Genomic DNA, 18,973 nt, shown 5'->3' on the forward strand with positions numbered 1-18,973 from the left:
ACTGTCAGTCCTGCAGCGCCTGCTCCACGATGTACTCCGCGATGGCCATCGACGACGTCGCCCCCGGCGATGGTGCGTTACGCACCAAAACGGTGTCCCGGCGTCGTGCAATCACAAAGTCGTCCACCAGCGAGCCATCACTGTTCATGGCCTGTGCGCGCACGCCACGGGTGCCGGGCAGTATGCTGGCGCCTTCCAACGACGGAACAAAGCGCATCGCCTCCCGGATGAATTTCTTCCGGCTCACCACGGTCTGGAATTCGCGGACCGCCGACGGCACATTCTGCCGGGCAAAATTCCAGAAGCCCGGAAAGAGCGCGTAGCTGGCGACATCGCGCAACGTCACTTTGTTCCAGGCATAGGACTCCCGCCCCAACGAGATGAACGCATTGGGACCAAGCATCATCTCGCCGTCAATCCGCTTAGTCAGATGCACGCCGAGGAACGGGTGTTTGGGGTCCGGCACGGGATAGATCAAGCCCTTCACTTGGTGGCGGGCTTCGGGGCCCACCAGGAAGTACTGGCCGAAGAACGGGACGATTTTTGGGGTCGCAGACTCGCCGGTCGCCTCAGCCAGTCGGTCCGACTGGAGCCCTGCGCACACCACCACCAGGTCATAGTGTTCCCCGCCATCCTTGGTGGTCACCACTACCCCACTGGCCTGCTGCTCCAGCGCCACAACTTCCTGCCCCAGCCGGATGGTCCCGCCCGTGGCCCGAACGTCGCCAGCGAGCGCTTCGGTGATGGCCGTGTAGTCGACGATCGCTGTTTCCGGCGAGTGCAAGGCAGAAAGTCCGACGGCGTTCGGCTCCACCTCGTGTATCTGCTCACCGCCCAACATCCGCACTCCGGGGACCCCGTTGGCTGTGGCCCGGGCGAAGATGGTGTCCAAACGCGTGGATTCCTCCGGTGTCTGGGCGATGACCAACTTGCCGCAGGCCTCATAGGGAAGGTTCTTCGTGGCACAGAATTCCTGCAGCAACTCCACGCCCCTGCGGCACAGCCTTGCCTTCAGTCCGCCGGGCTCGTAGTAGAGGCCTGCATGGACCACGCCGGAGTTGTGGCCTGTCTGGTGTGCCGCGAGCCGGTTTTCCTTCTCGTAAATGGTGACCTGGACGCCGTCGAGTGTGGTGGCGAGCTCCCTGGCCACCGCAACACCGATGATCCCACCGCCCACCACGGCGCATCGCCTGATGGTTTGCCTGCGTGGAGGGTAGGGCATGGCACTCCTCGTCATTGGGGCTCGGTCCGCATCAGTCACAGCATGTCATGACCGCCGTGGCGGAACGGTGAAGAGGACAGAGAGGGCACGAAAATGGGCGGCACACGAGGTGCCGCCCTTTTCCTTGAAACGAATTACTTGCTGCGCGGCTGACTATGCAGTCGGCTGGTCAAAACGCTGGCCGGCCGGGTTGGACGGCAGCAGTGCGAAGATGAAGAGAGCAAGTCCGCCCAAGCCGGGAATCAGGCCAATCAGCGCAATCCAACCACTGAAGTTGCCGTCATGGAGACGGCGAACCAGCAGGGCGATGGACGGGATGAGGATTGCCAGGTAGAAAATGAAGGCCAGAATAAGGCCGACAACAGAGCCCGGGCCAGGAGTGGTGGTTCCGCTTGCAGAAACGGTGGCTCCGGCGCTGCCGAGAACCAGCGTGAGGATCTGCAGGACGAAGCCCACGACACCCAGAACCAGTGCCACCCACCAGTATTCACTGCGGCTGGCGCGGCCGCTGAACGCGGTGTACTTCTTGAAGAAACGCTTGACGGCGGCACCGATCGGAGCGCCGTAGTACGGTGCCCACAGCGGCGGTTCGCCGGTCTGTGCTGCGTAGGGCTGGGTCTGCTGCGGTTGTTGCGGGTAAGTGCTCATTGGTATATCCCCCGGGGTTAGGTGTGAGTCGTTACGATGCGTTCGTACTCAGGTGATGAGTCGTGCCTATCGTAATGCCCCTGAGGCCAATTAGGCAGTTCGATGGATGAAATTAACCCGAATTTAGCCTGATAACGGAATATGTCGGCAGGCAGACGCCCCCAGATCCCTTCTTACCCGACGGTAAAGACGTCGATTTCCACCGAACCCGGGGAACGTCGTCACAGGGCGTAGTGCTTCCGCAGGTCCGTCTTGCGGATCTTGCCGCTGGCAGTGCGGGGCATTTCCGCGACGAACACCACTGACTTGGGGATCTTGTACCGCGCCAGCCGGCCGTCAAGATGCGAGCGCAGTTGCTCCTCGGTCAGGGAACTTCCGGCCCGCAGGGTGACGATGGCGCGGGGCACTTCACCCCAAGTGTCGTCGGCAACGCCAATCACCGCCACACTCCCTACAGCGGGCAACTCCGCAATGGCAGCCTCCACTTCGGCCGGGTAGATGTTCTCGCCGCCGGAGATGATCATGTCTTTGATCCGGTCGGACACGAACAGGAATCCCTCCCCGTCCTGATGGCCCATGTCGCCGGAGCGGAACCACGAGGAATCCGCGTAGCTGTCTGCGGTGGCTTCCGGGCGGTTCCAGTACTCCTTGATCACGTTGGGCCCGGAGATCTGGATTTCCCCTACCTCGCCCGCGGGAGCAACGCCGCCCATCGGACCGGCGATCCGCACGTCCGTGAAAAAGTGCGGCAGCCCGGCAGATCCGGCCTTCTCCTTGGACCGCGATACCGGCAGCATCGTTGCGCCAGGCGCGGTCTCGGTCATGCCATAACAACTGGTGAATCCAATACCGCGGGCCTCATATGCTTCCAGGACCCTGCCCGGTACCGCCGACCCGCCGCAGGTGAGCTTGTCCAGGGACGTGAGGTCCGCCGTCGACCATCCGGGATGGTCGCAGAGCATTTGGAAGGTGGTGGGCACGCCGTTGAGTGTGGTGACTTTGTGCTTGCCCACCAGTTCCAGGACCCGACCGGCGTCGAACTTCGCTTCAAGCACCACCGTTGCACCTTTGAGGAGCATGGGAAGCAGACCCATATCAAGGGACGCGACGTGGAACAGCGGCGAGATCATGAGCGCTACATCGTTGCGGTTCAGGTCCATATCCACCACCGTGTTGATGCAGTTCCAGGTGATGTTGCCGTGCGTCAGCAGCGCGCCTTTGGGCTTGCCGGTGGTGCCGGACGTATAGAGGATCATGGCGGCGTCGTCCAGCGTCACGGTCTCATCGAGCGGCACCGCGGTAGCAGCCTCAAGCACCTCGCCATAGCGCTCGACGCCGGATGGCAGCGTGAGAGCGGAACCGTCAGTGCCGTCGTCGGGCGCCACTACAAGACGGTGGGTTACCACTGTGTCGGTCACGGACGCGGAGGCCACGACGTCCAGGGCATCGGCGTTGACCAGGAGCCGCGCGCCGGAGTCCTGCAATTGAAACTGCAGCTCCGGAGCCGCCAAGCGGGTGTTCAACGGGACGAAGATGGCGCCCAGCAGTCCGCAAGCGAAGAACGTCTCCACGAAAGACGGGTGATTCTCGCCGAGGTAGGCCACTCTGTCCCCCTTGGAGACCCCCCTGTCCTTGAAGGCGTTGGCCAAGCGGTCGGCCCGGTCTGCGAGGTCTGCATAGCTCAGCGCTTGCTCACCGGAAATGACGGCCGTTTTGGTACCGGACTTGATCCGGCGCCGGTGCAGCCAGGATCCAACTCCGTTGTTGTCCATGGTGCGCTACTCCTAACTGACCGTAGAGAGGTCGTTGTTCTTAGACTCCCGCGTCAGCAGGATGAAGACAATCGATACCAGCGACATGGCTGACAGGAACACCACCACGGGGACGATGCTCTGGCCGGCGTCCTTGTAAAGTCCGGCAACGATTCCCGGTGTGAAGCCTGCGCCGATCAAGGTTGCCAGCTGATAGCCAACGGCAGCGCCGGTATAGCGGTTAGTGGTGCCGAACTGCTCGGAAACGAACGCCGCAAGCGGTCCGTAGAGGGACGAATGCAGAACCAGCGCCACCGTGAAGGCCAGGAAAACCAAGGCGATGTTGCCGGAACTGAGCATCCCGAACATCGGGAAGAGGTAAAGGATGAACAGGGCCAGGCCGGTGACCATCACGGGGCGGCGGCCGAAGCGGTCGGAGAGCCTGCCACCCAGCAGGACGAACAGGATGGAGATGGCAGAGGCTCCTGCGAAGGCATAGAGAACGCCCTGCTGTGGTGCGCCCTTGGATACGGCGTAGGTCACGGAGAACGTGGGCAGCACTACCTGCAGACCGAATCCCGCAGCACCGGCAAACATGATCATGATGAGCGCTTTGGGGCGTTTCAGAACTTCCAGGAGCGGGATCTTGCGCTTGGTCCCTTGGGCGCTTTCCTTGGCCACTGCCTCGGCGAAGATGGGGCTCTCGGAAACCCGCAACCTCACGAACATGCCCACGATCAGCAGCACGAAGGACAACAGGAACGGCACACGCCACCCCCATGCCAGGAACGCGTCCTGCGGGAGGGCTGAGAAGATGCCCATGACCACAGTGCCCAAGACAGCCCCGGTAGGTGCGCCCGCGTTCACGAACGACGCCGCAAAGCCGCGCCGCTTGGGATCCGAATGCTCCAAGGCCATGAGCGCCGCTCCGCCCCATTCACCGCCGACGGCGATTCCCTGGCAGACACGCAGGACCACCAGGATCACGGCTCCCCACGGGCCAATGACGTTGGCTCCCGGAATCAGGCCGATCAACGTGGAGGCAATACCCATCATCGCCATGGACACGATGAGCATGCCCTTGCGGCCTATGCGGTCGCCGAAGTGGCCGAAAATGATGCCGCCCAAGGGACGGGCAACATATCCGGCGGCGAATGTGGCGTACGCAGCTACGACGCCCACCCACTCGTCAGTACCGGCGAAGAACACTTTGGGGAAGGCAACCGCTGCGGCCGTTGCGTACAGCAGGAAGTCGTAGAACTCGATGGTGCTGCCCAGATAGCTGGACATGATGACCGTGCGCGCTTCTTTGCGCTTGGCGGCCGTGCTCGACTGTGCGAGCGCAGTGTGTCCTGACATGGCTGTTCCTTGGGAGAGGAGGGAAATTGTTGGAGGTTTTATTTGTAGAAGCGGGCGAGGAATTCGGCCACGACGGCGGGGCGTTCCTGGCCTTCGATTTCAATCGTGGCGTTGACCTTGATCTGGGCGCCGCCTTTGACCTCAGTGACCTCGGCGATGGAGCCCTTCATGCGGACCTTGGAGCCGACCTTGACTGGGGAGGTGAAGCGCACCTTGTCCAAGCCGTAGTTGACTTTGGTGGTCACACCCTCGACGTCGAACAGTTCGCCCCAGAACGGGATGATCAGGGACAGCGTGAGGAAGCCGTGCGCGATCGGCGCACCGAAGGGGCCGTCTTTGGCGCGTTCGGGATCCACGTGGATCCACTGTTGGTCGTCAGTGGCATCGGCGAACAGGTTGATCTGTTGCTGCGTAATTTCGCGGTAGTCGGTGGTGCCGAGGTCCTTGCCGGACATGGTGAGCAGGGTGTCGAAATCGACGACGAGATTGGGCATCTTTGCCTCCTGTTTTGTTGTTTGAAGAGATCTAATTGGTGAAAGCACTGGCGCCGGTGAGGGCGCGGCCTACGATCAAGGCGTTGATCTCGTGGGTGCCTTCGTAGGAGTAGACGGCTTCGGCGTCGGCATGGAAACGCGCGACGTCGGCGGCAAGAGTGATGCCGTTACCGCCCACCATTTCGCGGGCGAGGGCAACGGTTTCGCGCATCATCAGGGAAGCCTGCATCTTGGCCAGGGCAGAGTCTTGGTCCCGGTAGATGCCCCAACCCTGCTGCTCAGTGAGCCGAACCACCAGTGAAAGCGACGCTGTGACGTTGCCGAGCATGCGGGCCAGCTTTTCCTGGACCAGCTGGAAGGAGCCCAGCGACCGCCCGAATTGCCGGCGTTCCTTGACGTAATCCAGTGCTGCTTCGAACGCGCCTGCTTGAATGCCGGTGGCGATCCAGGCTACGTCCGAGCGCATCGCCCGGAGCATGGCGGCGACGTCTTTGAAGGAGTTCACATTATGCAAGCGCATGGCTTCGGGAACCCGGACGTTGTTCAACGTGATGTGGGCGTTCTGCATCATCCGCAATGAGGCTTTGCCCTGGATCTTCTCCAAGGACACCCCGGGAGCAGTGCGGTCCACGAGGAACGCTTTGACCTGTCCATCGGCGACGTCGCGGGCGAACACGCACAGCACGTCGGCTGTGGAAGCACCCCCGATCCACCGTTTGGCACCGTCCAGAACCCAGGCACCGGAGCCTGTGCCGCCGTCGGAATCTTCCTCATAGCGGGCGGTGGTGGACAAACCGCCTGCGATGTCCGAGCCGTGCTCGGGCTCAGTTAAGGAGAAGACACCTTTGAGCGAAAAGTCGATGACGTTGGGCATCCACTCCTTCTGCTGTTCTTCGGAGGCACCCACCCGAATGGCGGTCCGGAACAGACCTGCTTGAGCTGTGTACCAGGTGGCCAAGGACGCGTCCGTGCGGGCCAGTTCGAAGATCCGGAAGCCGTGGTAAATCCCCCGCGCCGGTGTCTCGACGGTCAGCTTCGCCGGTTCCATGATGTCCAGATCGATCAACGGTTGCGCCAACTGCTCCGGGAAATCGCCACGCTCCCAGTACTCCGCCAGCAAGGGCTTTGCCTCAACGTCCAGAAAATTCCGCAGCCGGCCCAGAACCTTACGCTCCTCGGTGGTGAGCAGCGCCTCGGCGTCGTACCAGTCCGCCACGGAATACAGCCGCTGATCCTGACTGGTGTTGGTGGTAGCAGTCGCCGTCACCTCAACCACCCAAACCAAGCAGCCGCACGGCGTTGTCCTTGAGGATCTTCGGCCGGACCTCGTCCTTCAGCGGCAGGTCCGCGAACGCGCCCAACCACTTTTGCGGGGTAATCAGCGGGAAGTCCGTGCCAAACAGAACCTTGTCCTGCAGCACTGAGTTAGAGGCCTTAACCAATGACTCCGGGAAGTACTTCGGCGACCAGCCGGAGAGATCGATGAACACGTTGGACTTGTGCGTCGCGATCGAGTTTGCCTCGTCCTGCCATGGCACCGAAGGGTGGGCCATAATGATCTGCAAGCCCGGGAAATCAGCAGCCACCGCGTCCAGCAAAAGTGGGTTTGAGTACGCCAGCTTGATTCCGTACCCGCCAGGTAGACCCGCTCCCATGCCGTTCTGGCCCGTGTGGAAAATACATGGCAGACCCAACTCCTGCAGGGTTTCCCAGAGCGGGTAGAACGTCTCGTTGGACGGATCGAAGCCCTGCAACGAGGGATGGAACTTGAAGCCGCGGGCACCGAGCTCAATGGCCTGATGCTTCGCCCCGGTGATCGCATCCTCCCCCGTCCGCGGGTCCACGCTGCCGAACGGGATCAGCACATCGTTGTTCCGTGCAGCCCCCGCAATCAGCTCAGGAATGCTGTTGGGCTCATGCTTGAGTTGCGTACGGGCGTCGACAGTAAAGACGACGGCGGCCATGTTCAGTTCGCGGTACACCTCGGCGATCCTGTCCAGCGACGGCGTCCGGTCCTCGGCCTTGAAGTACTTCGCCGAGGCTTCCGTCAATGCGTCCGGGAGGGACGCGTGCCCGCAACTGTCCACTTCGAGGTGGACGTGCATGTCGATCGCATCAAGGGCCGAGGCGTCGAGGCCCAGTTCGTAACGGTCGGCCATGATCAGCGCGCCTGTACGGGTTCCGGCTGGAGCTCCGCGGGCAACGGCAGGAATTCCTCACCGTAGCTTTGCAGTGCCTCTGGACCGAACAACGAGCCGGCATTTTCCTGCAAAGCCTCGTAACTCCAGCCGCCGTCACGGTACTCGGTGGTGGCCGCCGTCGGGTGTGTCCATAGCTGCAACCGGTCACCGCCGGCGCCGATCGCTTGGCCGGTAATTTCGGCAGCCGCATCGGAGGCGAGGAACGCGATCAGTCCAGCGACGTCGCCGGCCGTTCCAAAACCGAGGTCATGACGGAAGAACGGCGGCATGGCCTCGCCGCGTTCCTCAGCTTCAACGGCCTTCTGGAAGTACGGAACAGTCTTGGTCATGGCAGTCGCGGCCACGGGAATCACGGAGTTGACCGTCACCCCGGCCTTTTTCATTTCCAGGGCCCAGGTCCGGACCATGCCCACGATCCCGGCCTTGGCAGCGGCGTAGTTGGTCTGCCCGAAGTTGCCGCGCTGGCCGGTCGGCGAACCGATAGTGATGATCCGGCCGGCGACGTTGTTCTCCTTGAAGTACGCGAACGCTTCACGAACGCAGGTGAACGTGCCTTTCAGATGGACGTTGATGACCAGGTCAAAATCCTCATCAGTCATCTTCAACAGGCTCTTGTCCCGCAGGATCCCCGCGTTTGTCACCAAGATGTCCAGTCGGCCGAACGCCTCCACGGCACCCGCCACCAAGGCTTTCGCAGCATCAGTACCCCCCACCGGAACCACCACGGCGGCGGCCTGGCCGCCGTCGGCCTCAATCAGCGCGACGGCCTCTGCAGCGGTCTCAGCGTTCACGTCATTGATCACGACGGCGGCACCGTGGCGAGCCAGTTCCCTCGCGTAAGCCAGTCCAAGACCCTGTCCGCTCCCGGTGACGATTGCAACTTTGCCGTTCAAGCTCATGGCGTGCTCCTTCGCATGCAGTAACCGGCCGAAGCCGGTGGGGCCGATCCCACTGCATCGTGAGATCCTTGTCATGATCAATGAGAATACGGATCATTGAAAAAGTCAACGATTGTTTTTCATTACTATTGGAGTTGTCATGGGCCCGCAAAGCACCGAAGTGGAAACCCCGCGCCTGGCCGCAGCAAAAATCGGCAGCGATGTGGGCCTGTTGCTGGCCAAACTGCATGCCACAGGTTCACTCCTGAATAACAAAGCACTGGCCGACTACGGCCTCCGGGAACGGTCCTTTTCCGTGCTGACACTCGCCTGCAGCGGACTGGAGCCCACGCAACGCGAGTTGGCCGATTTCCTCAGCCTGGACCCCAGCCAAGTGGTCAGCCTCGTGGACGACCTCGAACACCGCGGCCTGGTCAAACGCGCCCAAGGCAAGCAGGATCGACGAGCCAAGATCATCGTCTCCACCACTGAAGGCCGGCGGATCCACACCAAGGCACGGGCAGCTCTGGAAGTGTGCGAGCAGACCCAACTCGCTGCGCTCAGTGAGGAAGAGAACGTGCAACTGAGGGCGCTGCTCAAGAAAGCTCTGTGGGGTTAGGCTGCGGTTCAAGCTGCACTCCCATGGACAACTGCACAGCCGTCCGCTGAGGTGGTAGGCATCTGTCCATATCGGAGCCGAACCAGGTATGTCAGGATCAGGGATCATGAACCTCCCACTCTTCCACGATCCCCTGCAGGGCACCGTCACCGTTGACGCACCTGTCCGCGATCCCCAAGTCAGTCGCCAAGCCCGCCCTACCAGCCGTCCGGTCCGCCCGGCAACGCACGGGTCCGTTCCGAACCGGGGCGCACGCCAGCGCGAGGTAGCCAAAGTTGCCGAGGATCTCCAGGCGTTGATGGCCCGGAGCGGCAAGCTGTAACACCCGGGTTAAGGACGGCCCGGCGCGGGTACATTCACACCATGGGCATCCACATTGGCACGTCAGGTTGGAGCTACGACCATTGGGAGCACGTCCTCTATCCACCGGGGCTGCCTGCGTCCAAGCGCCTGGCCCTCTACGCGGCCAAGTTCAGTACCGTGGAGTTGAACGCGAGCTTCTACCGTTGGCCCCGGGACACATCGTTCGCCAGTTGGCGAAACCGCCTGCCTCCGGGCTTTGCCATGTCCGTCAAAGCGCCACGGGGACTCACGCACGCCAAGAAGCTGTACAGCCCGGAGGTGTGGGTGGAACGGATCATTCGCTGCTGGCACGAGCTCGGCGACAAACGGGCCGTCCTGTTGGTCCAGCTCCCACCCGGTTTTGCCCGCGACGACGCCCGGCTGGACTACTTCCTGGCCGCCCTGCCCCACTGGATCCGAGTTGCCGTCGAGTTCCGCCACGACAGCTGGGACCACCCCGACATCTATTCACTGCTGGAGCGCCACGGGGCCGCATACTGCATCATGAGTGGCGCCAACCTGCCCTGCATCCTGCGCGCCACCGCGCCGTTTGTTTACGTTCGACTTCACGGCCCGGACCACGAGCACCTCTACGGTGGTTCGTACTCCGATGAGGATCTGCGCTGGTGGGCGGACCGCATTCGGGAATGGGCCGCCTCCGGCAAGGATGTTTACGTCTACTTCAACAACGACGGCGGTGGTAACGCCGTGCGAAATGCGGACACTCTGCAGTGGCTGCTGGGGGTCAACTGACCTCGCTACGCCAAGCGTCCGCGCACGATCTCGCTGACAGTCTTGCCGTCAAAACGTCCTGCAACCTTGGCGGTCACGGGCTTCATCACGGCTCCGATGGAACGCATGGAAAGCTCTTGGCCATCAGCCTTCAGTGCCTGGACGGCGTCGTCGACGATTGCTTCCACTTCTTCCCTGGTCAGGGCCTTTGGCAGGTAAGCCTCGATAATTTCAGCCTCCGCCACTTCGGCGGCTGCGCGCTCGGATTCGCCGGCCTCCGTGTAGATGCGGGCAGTGTCCCGGCGCTTGGCGGCTTCCTTTTGGAGCAGTGATGTCACCTGGGCGTCGTCCAACTCGACCGGCGTCTTCCCGGACTTCTCACGGGTAGTAATCTCACCCAGCACGTTGCGCACTGTGGTCAGCGCAACCTTGTTGCCCGCCTTCATGTGGTCAACCACGTCGGCTTTCAAGCGTTCTTTGAGGGTCATGATGTTGCTCCTTGATTCGGGATTCCTTCTGCTATCTTCCCAGTTTGGCCGCTCAATAAGATCCCGCCCCACGGAGACAACCTCGTACCATGGGCAGTGTGATGCTACAGGCTTGCCTCAACGGGGCTCGGAACGTCTCGCTCCACCAACGGCTGGCGGCAGATCCCGCCATGATTGCCCAGGAAGCTGCGGCGGCCGTGGCTGCAGGCGCCCACAGCCTGCATGTCCATCCTAAGAATCCTCATGGCGCGGACACCATGGAACCGCACTACGTCACCCAATGGCTGCGCGCAGTGCGTCATGCCTGTCCTGACGTGCCTGTGGGCGTGACAACGGGTGCCTGGACTTCCCCCGACGCATCGTCGCGCGTGAAGATGGTGGAGTCATGGCGTGAGGCACCGGATTTCGCATCCGTAAATTGGCACGAGGACGGTGCCGAAGAAGTGGCCGGCGCCCTTCACGCCCGCGGTATTGGCATCGAGGCGGGAATCTGGCATGCGGACGCTGCCCGCCGATGGGCCTGCTCGCCATTCCGGGCTGAATGCCTGAGGGTGTTGATCGAGCTACAGGACATCCCGGCCGAGGCTGTGGAAGGCGAGGCCAAATGTCTCTTGGAACTGTTGCGGGAACCAGCGGTCCAGGTGCCGACCCTGCTCCACGGCGAGGAACGGTCCACCTGGGCTGCGCTGAAGCTGGCAGCCCGGTGGGGATTGGACACCAGAATCGGTCTCGAAGATACGCTCTTACTCCCCCATGGAGAGCGCGCTGAAGGCAATGCTGAGCTGATTGCTGCAGCCAAGAACTTGCTTGCCGCCTGAAGAGAAAGCGCGGCTGTTCAACCAGGGACCCCGCAAAACAGCTGCCGGTTCCTCGTCAGGACCCCTGGGAAACCTCCGGGCCCGGTGGATCCTGTTCCGTTGGTTCCTTCTCAATCGGCCCGCTGACTACTACCTGCGCAGGGCTGTGAAGGAGGTAGCCGTTGAGCCAGGAGAACAAGGCGCGGATCTTTTGCTGGAGCCCGGACAGCAATGCGAGGTGGACGAGGAGCCAGGATAAGAAGGCGAAAATCCCCTGCAGCTGGATGCGTTTACGGCCAAGTTCCGCCACAGCAGCACCCCGCCCGACCATCGCCATGTAGCCCTTGTCGACGTACCGGAATGGGGTACGGGTCCCGCCATTGAGATCCGCAAGAATATTTGACGCGGCCCACTTTCCTGCCTGTTGAGCCACGGACCCCAGTTGCGGAAGCTTCGCACCGGTGGAGTCGGTGATGTTGGCGCAGTCCCCAATGACGTAGACGCCCTCCACATCCGGAGCCGTCAGGTCAGTGTTGACGTCAATGCGCCCCCCTCTCCCCTGCGTCAGCCCGGACCCGGCAATGAGATCGCCCGCTTTCAGGCCTCCGGCCCACACCACGATCTGTCCCGGCACGGAGCTGCCGTCTGCCAGGATCACTCCGTCCGGCCGGACCTCGGTGACGCCCACTCCCATATGAAGGTGAACGCCCACCTTCTTCAAATGATCAGTGGCATAGCTCTGGGATTTCTTGGAGAACATGTTCAGGACACTGGGAACCATGTCCACCAAATGCACCCGGCATCGTGCTGCGAGCTCCGGCGAGAAATACTTGCTCACCACATATTTGACGTTTTCCGCCATCGCTCCGGCGGTCTCCACGCCAGTGGGCCCGCCTCCCACCACCACTACGTCGACGGAACCGTCAGGGTTTCTGTCGGCTTGGTCCAGCAGCCGGGTAAGGCCAGTGCCAAGCCTGGTGGCGTCCGTGACGGAATACAGCGGGAACGCCAACTCCTCTGCGCCGGGGGTATTAAAAAAGTTCGGAACGGCGCCGACTGCAATAACGAGGATCTTCGCGTGCAGGGTCTGTCCGTCTTCCGTGGTGACGGACCGCTGTGCTGCATCCACGGACTCGACCTTCGCGGTGAGGACCTTAACCGACTTGAAGCGTCGGAACACGGACCGGAGTGGCCGCGCAATTGCCGAGACCCCGATCTGGGATGTAGCTACCTGATAAAGGAGTGGCTGGAACTGGTGGTAGTTGTTCGAGTCGATCAGCAAGACCTTGACGCCCTTGCGCCCGAGTTCCTTGGCTGCCGCTACGCCCGCGAATCCGGCACCCACAACGATGACTTGATATGAGTCCTCCATGCGAGCAACTTACTTCACTGAAGGTCCGGGCGACAGAGGTTCCCGGACGCCGTCGTGCGTTTATTCTCTGGACCCGTGGGTACGCACTGGGTAGTGTTCTGCATTCGGCAACACACGCGGAGGAGTGATCTTTGTGAACGAGGACGGACTGACGGACGCAGTCCAGGAGGCCGGTGCCGTGGAGTTGCTGCTGATCCGGCACGGTGAAAGCGAAGGAAACGTGGCCGCGACGGAGGCACGCTTGGCTGGAGCGGAGGTTATCCAGGTTCCTGCCAGGGATCCCGACGTGAACTTATCCGGCACGGGCCGGGAGCAGGCGAAAGCACTGGGAACGGCGCTCGCCCGGATGGCCGAGGAGTTCCGGCCGGATGCTGTGGTGTCCTCCCCCTACGCCCGTGCCAGACAGACAGCGGAAATCGCTGTGGAGACCGCCGGCTGGCCTGTCACGGTACTCACCGATGAACGCCTCAGGGACCGGGAACTTGGGATTTTGGATCGGCTGACCCGCTTGGGCGTCGAGACGCGGTACCCGGACGAAGCCGAGCGGCGGCTTTGGCTGGGCAAGCTGTACTACCGCCCGCCCGGCGGGGAGTCATGGGCTGACGTCGCACTCCGCCTGCGTTCCATCCTGGATGAGCTCAACACCCTGGGAACAGGGCACCGGGTGATGCTGGTCTGCCACGATGCCGTCATCCTGCTGATCCGTTACGTCCTGGAAGGGATGTCCGAGGACGAAATCCTGGACCTTGCCGCGACCACGTCGGTGCTGAATGCGTCGATCACCCGTTACGTACGTCCTACCGGCTCAGGCCCGTGGGAACTGGAGAGCTTCAATGTGGCTGACCATCTGGCCGAGCAGGGAGTGGCAGTGACAGAACACGCAGGAGACGCCAGTGTCCACCCGCAGTGAATCCAGTGCCGCCATCCTGGTGACGCCCTCGCTGCTGCGTGATTGGCCGTTGCCGGCACCGGGCGAGGACAAGTACTCGCGGGGAGCAGTGCTGGTGATCGGAGGGGCCCGGACTACGCCCGGCGCAGCGCTGCTGGCCGGCACTGCGGCGCTCCGTGCCGGGGCCGGGAAGATCACTCTGGCCGTCGCCGAATCTGCTGCGGTGCAGATTGGCGTGGCCTTGCCTGAATGCGGATCTGTTGGCATGCCCGAAAACACCAACGGCTCAGTGACCGGCGAGGGCCTGGACCGAATCGCCGGCGACCTGGAGAAGGCGGACGCCCTCCTCATTGGGCCCGGCCTGGACGACCTCGACCTCGCTGAGGCACTTCTGCGGGCGTTGCTGGAGCAGGAACAGTCCGCCGACGACGGCACCGAGGGAGGTCCCGCCGTCGTGCTTGATGCTTTTGCCCTGGGAGTGGTGGGCAGGATCGAGGAGGAACTCGAACCGTGGCGGGGAAGGCTGATCCTGACGCCCAACCCGACGGAGACCGGGATTTTACTGGGCCGGGACGTGAAAGACCTCGAACACGATGTTGCCGCAGTGGCCGATCGGTTTGATGCAGTGGTGAGCTGCCAGGGCATTATTGCCGGGCCGTCGGGTGCAGATGGGAAGTTATGGAAGATCACCACCGGCTATGGCGGACTGGGGACGTCAGGCAGCGGTGACGTTCTCGCCGGCGCCGTAGCCGGGTTGCGGGCGCGGGGAACCAGCGATGCGCAGGCCGCCTGTTGGGGAACCCACCTTCACGCAGCGGCGGCGGACCGTCTGGCCAGCAAGCTCGGCCCGTTGGGATTCCTGGCACGGGAGCTGGCCGACGAATTGCCGGCCCTCATGCTGGAGCTCAACACCTGAGCTCCAGCGCTGAAGCAGCCGGCCGGCGGCTGCCGCAGCCGCTTAGGCAGGCTTCAGTAGCCCATGCTCGACGACGGCGGAACGGGACAGGGTTTTGTAGCCCTCCTGTTCGAACAGGACAGTGATGACATCATCCTCGTGGCGCATCACCAGGCCCTGCCCCCATTCCTTATGCACCACCGTGGACTGCAAGGGAAATGTCTCCCCCGCGTCGGAGGCGGGCGTCCGGTCCAGCGTGCCGTCGTCGAGCCTGTCAGCGCACGAGTCGCAGTTGCCGCAGGGCTCCGGCATGTCCTCACCGAAGTAGCCGAGCAGGAACTGGCGTCGGCAGCTGTCAGTCTCCGCGTAGGCGCGCATCATGGTAAGCCGCGACTGTTCAACGCGCTGCCGGGCCTCCGCTCGTTCCACGGCATGCCCCACCAGGGTGGACACCCTGGCCTTCGATTCAAGGCGCGTTCCGCGCTTGCCCGTGCTGACGGCACCTGCTTCCTCCAGCTGGTTCACCAGTGCGGTGATCCGCCGGGCGGGGAACCCTGTGAGTTCCGCCAATGCGGTCTTAGGGGCAGGAGCGCCGGCATTCTTGATGACTTTCAGCACCGCCGTGAGCGCATCAGGGTCCGGGGAATGGGTGCTGAAGAACTTACGCAGCCCCAGGTCCTCCGCCCGGTAATGCAGGATCGCCTCGGCGGAACCGCCGTCGCGGCCGGCCCGGCCAATCTCCTGGTAGTACGAGTCCAGTGACGCCGGAATGTCGGCATGCACCACAAACCGCACGTTGGGCTTGTCAATGCCCATGCCGAACGCCGTAGTGGCCACTACTACGTCCACTTGGTCATCCATGAACGACTCGTGGATGGTCTCCCGGTCAGTGTCCGACCTGCCGGCGTGATACGCCTCCGCGCGGAGCCCGGCATCTGCCAGTTTGGCTGCGTACTTTTCGCTGTCCTTGCGGGTGGCAACGTACAGCAACCCCATCCCTTTCGCCGCGGCCAGGGAGGCAACGTGGTCCAGCACGGCTTTTCGCTTGGCTTTGTCTTCCTGGTGCCGGACCACTGTGAGGCTGATGTTTGGCCGGTCGAAGCCGCGGATCAGGACGAGCGGGTCTTTCATGCCCAGCCGCTCCACGATTTCGTCGCGTACCGGCGGGGAGGCGGTGGCGGTCAGCGCCACCACGGGTGGGTTGCCCAACTGTTCGCGGACGGTGCCCAAATCGAGGTAATCGGGGCGGAAGTCATGACCCCAGGAGGACACACAATGGGCCTCGTCCACCACGAACATGGTGATGTCCAGCGCGGCGATCCGTTCCACTGTCGCCTGCTTGGCCAGTTGCTCCGGAGCGAGAAACAAGAAGGTGGCCTTGCCTGATTCGGCTGCCTGCCAGGCGGCCTCCACCTCGGAATCGCTGCGGGAGGAATTGATGGCGACGGCGGCGAGGTGGCCCAGATCCTCCGTGAGCCCGTCAAGCTGGTCTTCCTGCAGGGCAATAAGAGGAGACACCACGACGGCGGGGCGTCCCGTCTGCTGGTAAAGGTACTGTGCCGCCACTTGATAGGTGGCGGATTTTCCGTACCCGGTGGGCATGACGGCCAGGACATCACGGCCCTCAGCAAGGGCGCTCATACCTGCGAGTTGGCCATCACGCAGTTCAGGAAGGGAAAAAGAGGACGCCGCGAGGGCGCTCAGGGCAAGGTCAACAGACATTTTGTAGGGTGGCTCCGCATAGAGGTTCCTGCGGCCACTTGCATCAGCCGAGATGACCAGCCTAGCGGAGGCGGGGGCCCGACGTCGTGCGCTGCTTCACCCGCTGTGGAAAACGCCCTGCTGCCCGCTCCCTAGCGGCCTACCCGGTAGATAAGGTGGGTCACCCGGGTGCCCGGAACAATCACGGGATCATCAAACAGGAGGTCGCCATCACGTGCTCCAAACCATGGGATACCGCTTCCGAGCAGCACCGGCACCAGGTCCACGCGGAGCTCATCCACCACCCCGCGCCTGAGGCACTGCTGCACGACGTCTGCCCCGGCAACTCCAATTTCTCCACCGGCGGCGAGAACGGCAGCGCGCTCCAGTGCCGTTTCCAGGTCCCCGGCAAACTCGAAAGGCACGGGCTGGCCGTCCCTTCTGGTGGGCGGCCAATCCGGAGGGGGTTCGCGGTGCGTCAACACCACGGTGGGCGATTCATTGGGCGGATGTCCTCCCCACCCCTTGGTGATGTCGAATAGCCTGCGGCCTGAGATGAACGCCCCCTCACGTGGAAGCGAGTTCCAGTAGACGGCATCGGCTTCACTGAGGTGGAACGGAACGGGATGACCCGGCATCCAGGTTTCGACGTCCCCGGCCTCGTACCAGTCGAACAAGGGGCCCACGGTGTCATCGTCGCGGGCTATGAAGCCGTCCAGGGACATCGAAAATTGGGCCGAGACCCGGCAATTCCTATGCATGACTTCAGTGTCGTGGGTGCGCGAGGGTTGTCAAGATGCGAACCGCCAAGGGGACCGGAAGAACGACGGCGACGCTTCCGCCCGCTGTAGTGTCGCCGTCGTTCTTTCCAGCCTTAGGGTGCAGCCTTAGATAGGTGTCCCGAACTCGCGGATGGTGATTCCGGTGAAGTTTGCCGGACCGCCGTCAGCATAGAGGGAGATTCCCGTGTCCCCGACCGCAAAATGCACCTGCTGCGAGACAACCGAGTGCCCGGAATTCACAAAGACCTCAACACTTTGGGTGTCGACAAAAATGCGCAGGTGGACGGATCTGGCGTTGGCGTCGATGGGCGCGGCGGCGCGGGTGTAAGGTGCCAGCGCATAGCCGCTTTGGTCCGAGGGTGCGCGATCGACGTACAGCTCGGCGCCGTATTTGCCGATGTTCGTATGGCGGCTGCCATCCGACGAGCGGCCCACCGACACTCCAACGTTCGCGGCAGTGTCCCAAGAGATATCGAGCTCCAGCTCATACGCCCGCCCGTTCCACGGCAACACAAAACTGCCGTCGACCGTGCGGTCCGGAAGGGTGGTGCTGGAAGTGACATAGTTTGCAAGCGCCGGAACGGGCGTGCTGAGCAAGGTGTACCAACCGCCCGGTTGGCGCTCGAGCCTGAGCTCGCGCGTGATGGAATTCTGCCCGTTGTAACCATCGGACACGTCCGTGGGAACGTCGCGGGCGGCGTATTTCCAGTTGTTCATCCACGCCGTGGCAAGGCGCTTCGTCTCGGGTGCGTCCACGGCCGGCCAGGTCACGGCGGCGTACCAATCCCATCCCCAGTCAAGCCACTGCGGTGTGAGGTTGTCCGCGATGAAAGCTGTGCCGTTCCATGAACCTGTCCAGTAGGCAAAGGTCATGGGCAAGCCGATGCTGTAGGCGTCCATGCTCGCGCCGAAAACCCAATGCCGGGTGCCGTCTCCGGCGGTCATCTCGAACAGATCCGGGCATTCTATGCCGCCGAGGGCGTGGTTGGGGAAGTCGAAATTGGACTTCCATTGCCAATCGCGCAGGTTTGGAGAGGTGTAAAAGGCAGCGTAGCGGGCCCTGCCGATGACACAGACCCACTCGTTGCGCGTCGCGTCCCAGTGAATCTTGGGGTCGCGGAACCATTCTGCGTTCTCCACCTCGGCGGGGGTGGTGGCCGTCCGTCCGTCAGTGTTCACAATGACCGCGTCGGGCAATGCGGTAAAGGTGTAGCCGCCATCCGTGGACCAGTAAAGATACTGTTCCTGGAATTTGCGGATGCCGTCCGTGGGTTGGGTGGCGAGCGCGATGACTGCGCCGGCACCGAAGCCGGCGGTGTTGTCGGTGTCCACTACTGCCGATCCCGACCACACGGGGAAGTCCGGCTGCAGTGGCATCACCACTCCATGGTGGGTGTACGACACCCCGTCGGAGGTGGTCGCATGGTCCCATCCGCCCGGTCCGTTGTTCTGGCCTGAGTGGAGGTAGTAGAGCTGGTAGGCGCCGTTGGTATGAACGGGACGCTGCGGATCACACAGCCAGCCCGACGGCGGAGTCATGTGGTAGATCGCCCGGAGGGATGTCTGGGCGTGGGCGGCAACGGGGATTGCGCTGCTCATGAACAGTGCCAAGGCACCAACTCCTGCACCTTGCAGGGCAGTGCGGCGAGAGATGTCATACGTCATTGATGTGTTTCCTCTCAGTGTTTAGCGGGCGCGACCACCTGCCAAACGTCATGGTGATGAACGTGCGGGGTCGTCCGGAAAGGTCCCGGGGAGCCTGGTACTGCACGTCAGGTGGAGAGCTGGATCGGTACTCATGGC

The 18,973-nt window shown here is 62.7% G+C and carries 19 protein-coding genes; 6 read left to right on the forward strand and 13 right to left on the reverse strand.

Going from position 1 to position 18,973, the window contains the following annotated elements; genetic code table 11:
* Nucleotides 1-4: 4 nt before the first annotated feature.
* The 8 genes from lhgD to ABIE35_RS04990 form a co-directional block, all read right to left on the reverse strand.
* Nucleotides 5-1,222, reverse strand: coding sequence for an L-2-hydroxyglutarate dehydrogenase (gene lhgD, locus ABIE35_RS04955; protein WP_354512881.1), 1,218 nt, complete (start codon nucleotides 1,220-1,222; stop codon nucleotides 5-7).
* Nucleotides 1,223-1,375: 153 nt separating this feature from the next.
* Entirely contained in the window at nucleotides 1,376-1,870 is a 495-nt protein-coding gene (locus tag ABIE35_RS04960) for a DUF805 domain-containing protein (protein WP_354512883.1), read from the reverse strand.
* A 221-nt stretch (nucleotides 1,871-2,091) separates the two neighbouring features.
* Nucleotides 2,092-3,642: an o-succinylbenzoate--CoA ligase gene (gene menE, locus ABIE35_RS04965; protein ID WP_354512885.1), complete on the reverse strand. Its 1,551-nt coding sequence runs from the start codon at nucleotides 3,640-3,642 to the stop codon at nucleotides 2,092-2,094.
* A gap of 12 nt (nucleotides 3,643-3,654) precedes the next feature.
* Nucleotides 3,655-4,980, reverse strand: coding sequence for an MFS transporter (locus tag ABIE35_RS04970; RefSeq protein WP_354512887.1), 1,326 nt, complete (start codon nucleotides 4,978-4,980; stop codon nucleotides 3,655-3,657).
* A 38-nt stretch (nucleotides 4,981-5,018) separates the two neighbouring features.
* Nucleotides 5,019-5,474: a MaoC family dehydratase gene (locus ABIE35_RS04975; protein ID WP_354512889.1), complete on the reverse strand. Its 456-nt coding sequence runs from the start codon at nucleotides 5,472-5,474 to the stop codon at nucleotides 5,019-5,021.
* A gap of 31 nt (nucleotides 5,475-5,505) precedes the next feature.
* Nucleotides 5,506-6,741, reverse strand: coding sequence for an acyl-CoA dehydrogenase family protein (locus tag ABIE35_RS04980; RefSeq protein ID WP_354512891.1), 1,236 nt, complete (start codon nucleotides 6,739-6,741; stop codon nucleotides 5,506-5,508).
* A 1-nt stretch (nucleotide 6,742) separates the two neighbouring features.
* On the reverse strand, nucleotides 6,743-7,633 hold the full coding sequence (locus ABIE35_RS04985) for an amidohydrolase family protein (RefSeq protein ID WP_354512893.1): 891 nt from the start codon (nucleotides 7,631-7,633) through the stop codon (nucleotides 6,743-6,745).
* A 2-nt stretch (nucleotides 7,634-7,635) separates the two neighbouring features.
* Nucleotides 7,636-8,574: an SDR family NAD(P)-dependent oxidoreductase gene (locus ABIE35_RS04990; RefSeq protein WP_354512895.1), complete on the reverse strand. Its 939-nt coding sequence runs from the start codon at nucleotides 8,572-8,574 to the stop codon at nucleotides 7,636-7,638.
* Between the two features lie 139 nt (nucleotides 8,575-8,713).
* Here ABIE35_RS04990 and ABIE35_RS04995 point away from each other — a divergent pair, with 139 nt between their 5' ends.
* The 3 genes from ABIE35_RS04995 (at nucleotide 8,714) to ABIE35_RS05005 (ending at nucleotide 10,267) form a co-directional block, all read left to right on the forward strand.
* Nucleotides 8,714-9,172, forward strand: a complete 459-nt coding sequence (locus ABIE35_RS04995) for a MarR family winged helix-turn-helix transcriptional regulator (RefSeq protein WP_354512897.1) — start codon at nucleotides 8,714-8,716, stop codon at nucleotides 9,170-9,172.
* A gap of 106 nt (nucleotides 9,173-9,278) precedes the next feature.
* Nucleotides 9,279-9,494 carry a hypothetical protein gene (locus ABIE35_RS05000; RefSeq protein ID WP_354512899.1) on the forward strand — a complete coding sequence of 72 codons (216 nt, stop codon included), beginning with the start codon at nucleotides 9,279-9,281 and terminating at the stop codon, nucleotides 9,492-9,494.
* A gap of 41 nt (nucleotides 9,495-9,535) precedes the next feature.
* On the forward strand, nucleotides 9,536-10,267 hold the full coding sequence (locus tag ABIE35_RS05005; protein WP_354512901.1) for a DUF72 domain-containing protein: 732 nt from the start codon (nucleotides 9,536-9,538) through the stop codon (nucleotides 10,265-10,267).
* 5 nt (nucleotides 10,268-10,272) lie between these two features.
* On the opposite strand, the gene ABIE35_RS05010 is transcribed toward ABIE35_RS05005, so the two are convergent.
* A complete protein-coding gene (locus ABIE35_RS05010; RefSeq protein WP_207596464.1) occupies nucleotides 10,273-10,734 on the reverse strand; it encodes a GatB/YqeY domain-containing protein in 462 nt (153 codons plus the stop codon).
* An 89-nt stretch (nucleotides 10,735-10,823) separates the two neighbouring features.
* On the opposite strand from ABIE35_RS05010, the gene ABIE35_RS05015 reads away from it, so the two are divergent.
* Entirely contained in the window at nucleotides 10,824-11,552 is a 729-nt protein-coding gene (locus tag ABIE35_RS05015) for a 3-keto-5-aminohexanoate cleavage protein (RefSeq protein ID WP_354512903.1), read from the forward strand.
* Nucleotides 11,553-11,607: 55 nt separating this feature from the next.
* Here ABIE35_RS05015 and ABIE35_RS05020 read toward each other — a convergent pair whose 3' ends face one another.
* Nucleotides 11,608-12,903, reverse strand: coding sequence for an NAD(P)/FAD-dependent oxidoreductase (locus tag ABIE35_RS05020; RefSeq protein WP_354512905.1), 1,296 nt, complete (start codon nucleotides 12,901-12,903; stop codon nucleotides 11,608-11,610).
* Nucleotides 12,904-13,027: 124 nt separating this feature from the next.
* On the opposite strand from ABIE35_RS05020, the gene ABIE35_RS05025 reads away from it, so the two are divergent.
* On the forward strand, nucleotides 13,028-13,813 hold the full coding sequence (locus tag ABIE35_RS05025) for a histidine phosphatase family protein (protein ID WP_354512907.1): 786 nt from the start codon (nucleotides 13,028-13,030) through the stop codon (nucleotides 13,811-13,813).
* Nucleotides 13,797-14,708, forward strand: coding sequence for an NAD(P)H-hydrate dehydratase (locus ABIE35_RS05030; RefSeq protein ID WP_354512909.1), 912 nt, complete (start codon nucleotides 13,797-13,799; stop codon nucleotides 14,706-14,708). Before ABIE35_RS05025 ends, ABIE35_RS05030 begins: the two co-directional genes overlap by 17 nt.
* Nucleotides 14,709-14,750: 42 nt before the next feature.
* Here the strand turns inward: ABIE35_RS05030 and ABIE35_RS05035 are convergent, their stop codons facing one another.
* From ABIE35_RS05035 to ABIE35_RS05045, 3 genes are all read right to left on the reverse strand, one after another.
* The gene (locus ABIE35_RS05035; protein WP_354512911.1) at nucleotides 14,751-16,409 is read right to left on the reverse strand and encodes a RecQ family ATP-dependent DNA helicase; all 1,659 of its coding nucleotides are present in this window, start codon (nucleotides 16,407-16,409) and stop codon (nucleotides 14,751-14,753) included.
* A gap of 131 nt (nucleotides 16,410-16,540) precedes the next feature.
* Nucleotides 16,541-17,149 carry a dihydrofolate reductase family protein gene (locus tag ABIE35_RS05040; protein ID WP_354512913.1) on the reverse strand — a complete coding sequence of 203 codons (609 nt, stop codon included), beginning with the start codon at nucleotides 17,147-17,149 and terminating at the stop codon, nucleotides 16,541-16,543.
* Between the two features lie 126 nt (nucleotides 17,150-17,275).
* Nucleotides 17,276-18,835, reverse strand: coding sequence for a glycoside hydrolase family 32 protein (locus tag ABIE35_RS05045; protein ID WP_354512915.1), 1,560 nt, complete (start codon nucleotides 18,833-18,835; stop codon nucleotides 17,276-17,278).
* Nucleotides 18,836-18,973: the final 138 nt, after the last annotated feature.

The sequence above is a fragment of the Paenarthrobacter sp. 4246 genome, from assembly GCF_040546855.1.
Taxonomy (GTDB): domain Bacteria; phylum Actinomycetota; class Actinomycetes; order Actinomycetales; family Micrococcaceae; genus Arthrobacter.

Excerpts from the sequence above, each read along its gene's own strand:
- ABIE35_RS04970 (WP_354512887.1), bottom strand. The coding sequence starts at position 4,980 with ATGTCAGGACACACTGCGCTCGCACAGTCGAGCACGGCCGCCAAGCGC.
- ABIE35_RS04985 (WP_354512893.1), bottom strand. The coding sequence starts at position 7,633 with ATGGCCGACCGTTACGAACTGGGCCTCGACGCCTCGGCCCTTGATGCG.
- lhgD (WP_354512881.1), bottom strand. The coding sequence starts at position 1,222 with ATGCCCTACCCTCCACGCAGGCAAACCATCAGGCGATGCGCCGTGGTG.
- ABIE35_RS05010 (WP_207596464.1), bottom strand. The coding sequence starts at position 10,734 with ATGACCCTCAAAGAACGCTTGAAAGCCGACGTGGTTGACCACATGAAG.
- ABIE35_RS05015 (WP_354512903.1), top strand. The coding sequence starts at position 10,824 with ATGGGCAGTGTGATGCTACAGGCTTGCCTCAACGGGGCTCGGAACGTC.
- ABIE35_RS05040 (WP_354512913.1), bottom strand. The coding sequence starts at position 17,149 with ATGCATAGGAATTGCCGGGTCTCGGCCCAATTTTCGATGTCCCTGGAC.
- ABIE35_RS04990 (WP_354512895.1), bottom strand. The coding sequence starts at position 8,574 with ATGAGCTTGAACGGCAAAGTTGCAATCGTCACCGGGAGCGGACAGGGT.
- ABIE35_RS05020 (WP_354512905.1), bottom strand. The coding sequence starts at position 12,903 with ATGGAGGACTCATATCAAGTCATCGTTGTGGGTGCCGGATTCGCGGGC.
- menE (WP_354512885.1), bottom strand. The coding sequence starts at position 3,642 with ATGGACAACAACGGAGTTGGATCCTGGCTGCACCGGCGCCGGATCAAG.
- ABIE35_RS04975 (WP_354512889.1), bottom strand. The coding sequence starts at position 5,474 with ATGCCCAATCTCGTCGTCGATTTCGACACCCTGCTCACCATGTCCGGC.
- ABIE35_RS05005 (WP_354512901.1), top strand. The coding sequence starts at position 9,536 with ATGGGCATCCACATTGGCACGTCAGGTTGGAGCTACGACCATTGGGAG.
- ABIE35_RS05035 (WP_354512911.1), bottom strand. The coding sequence starts at position 16,409 with ATGTCTGTTGACCTTGCCCTGAGCGCCCTCGCGGCGTCCTCTTTTTCC.
- ABIE35_RS05045 (WP_354512915.1), bottom strand. The coding sequence starts at position 18,835 with ATGACGTATGACATCTCTCGCCGCACTGCCCTGCAAGGTGCAGGAGTT.
- ABIE35_RS04960 (WP_354512883.1), bottom strand. The coding sequence starts at position 1,870 with ATGAGCACTTACCCGCAACAACCGCAGCAGACCCAGCCCTACGCAGCA.
- ABIE35_RS04995 (WP_354512897.1), top strand. The coding sequence starts at position 8,714 with ATGGGCCCGCAAAGCACCGAAGTGGAAACCCCGCGCCTGGCCGCAGCA.
- ABIE35_RS05000 (WP_354512899.1), top strand. The coding sequence starts at position 9,279 with ATGAACCTCCCACTCTTCCACGATCCCCTGCAGGGCACCGTCACCGTT.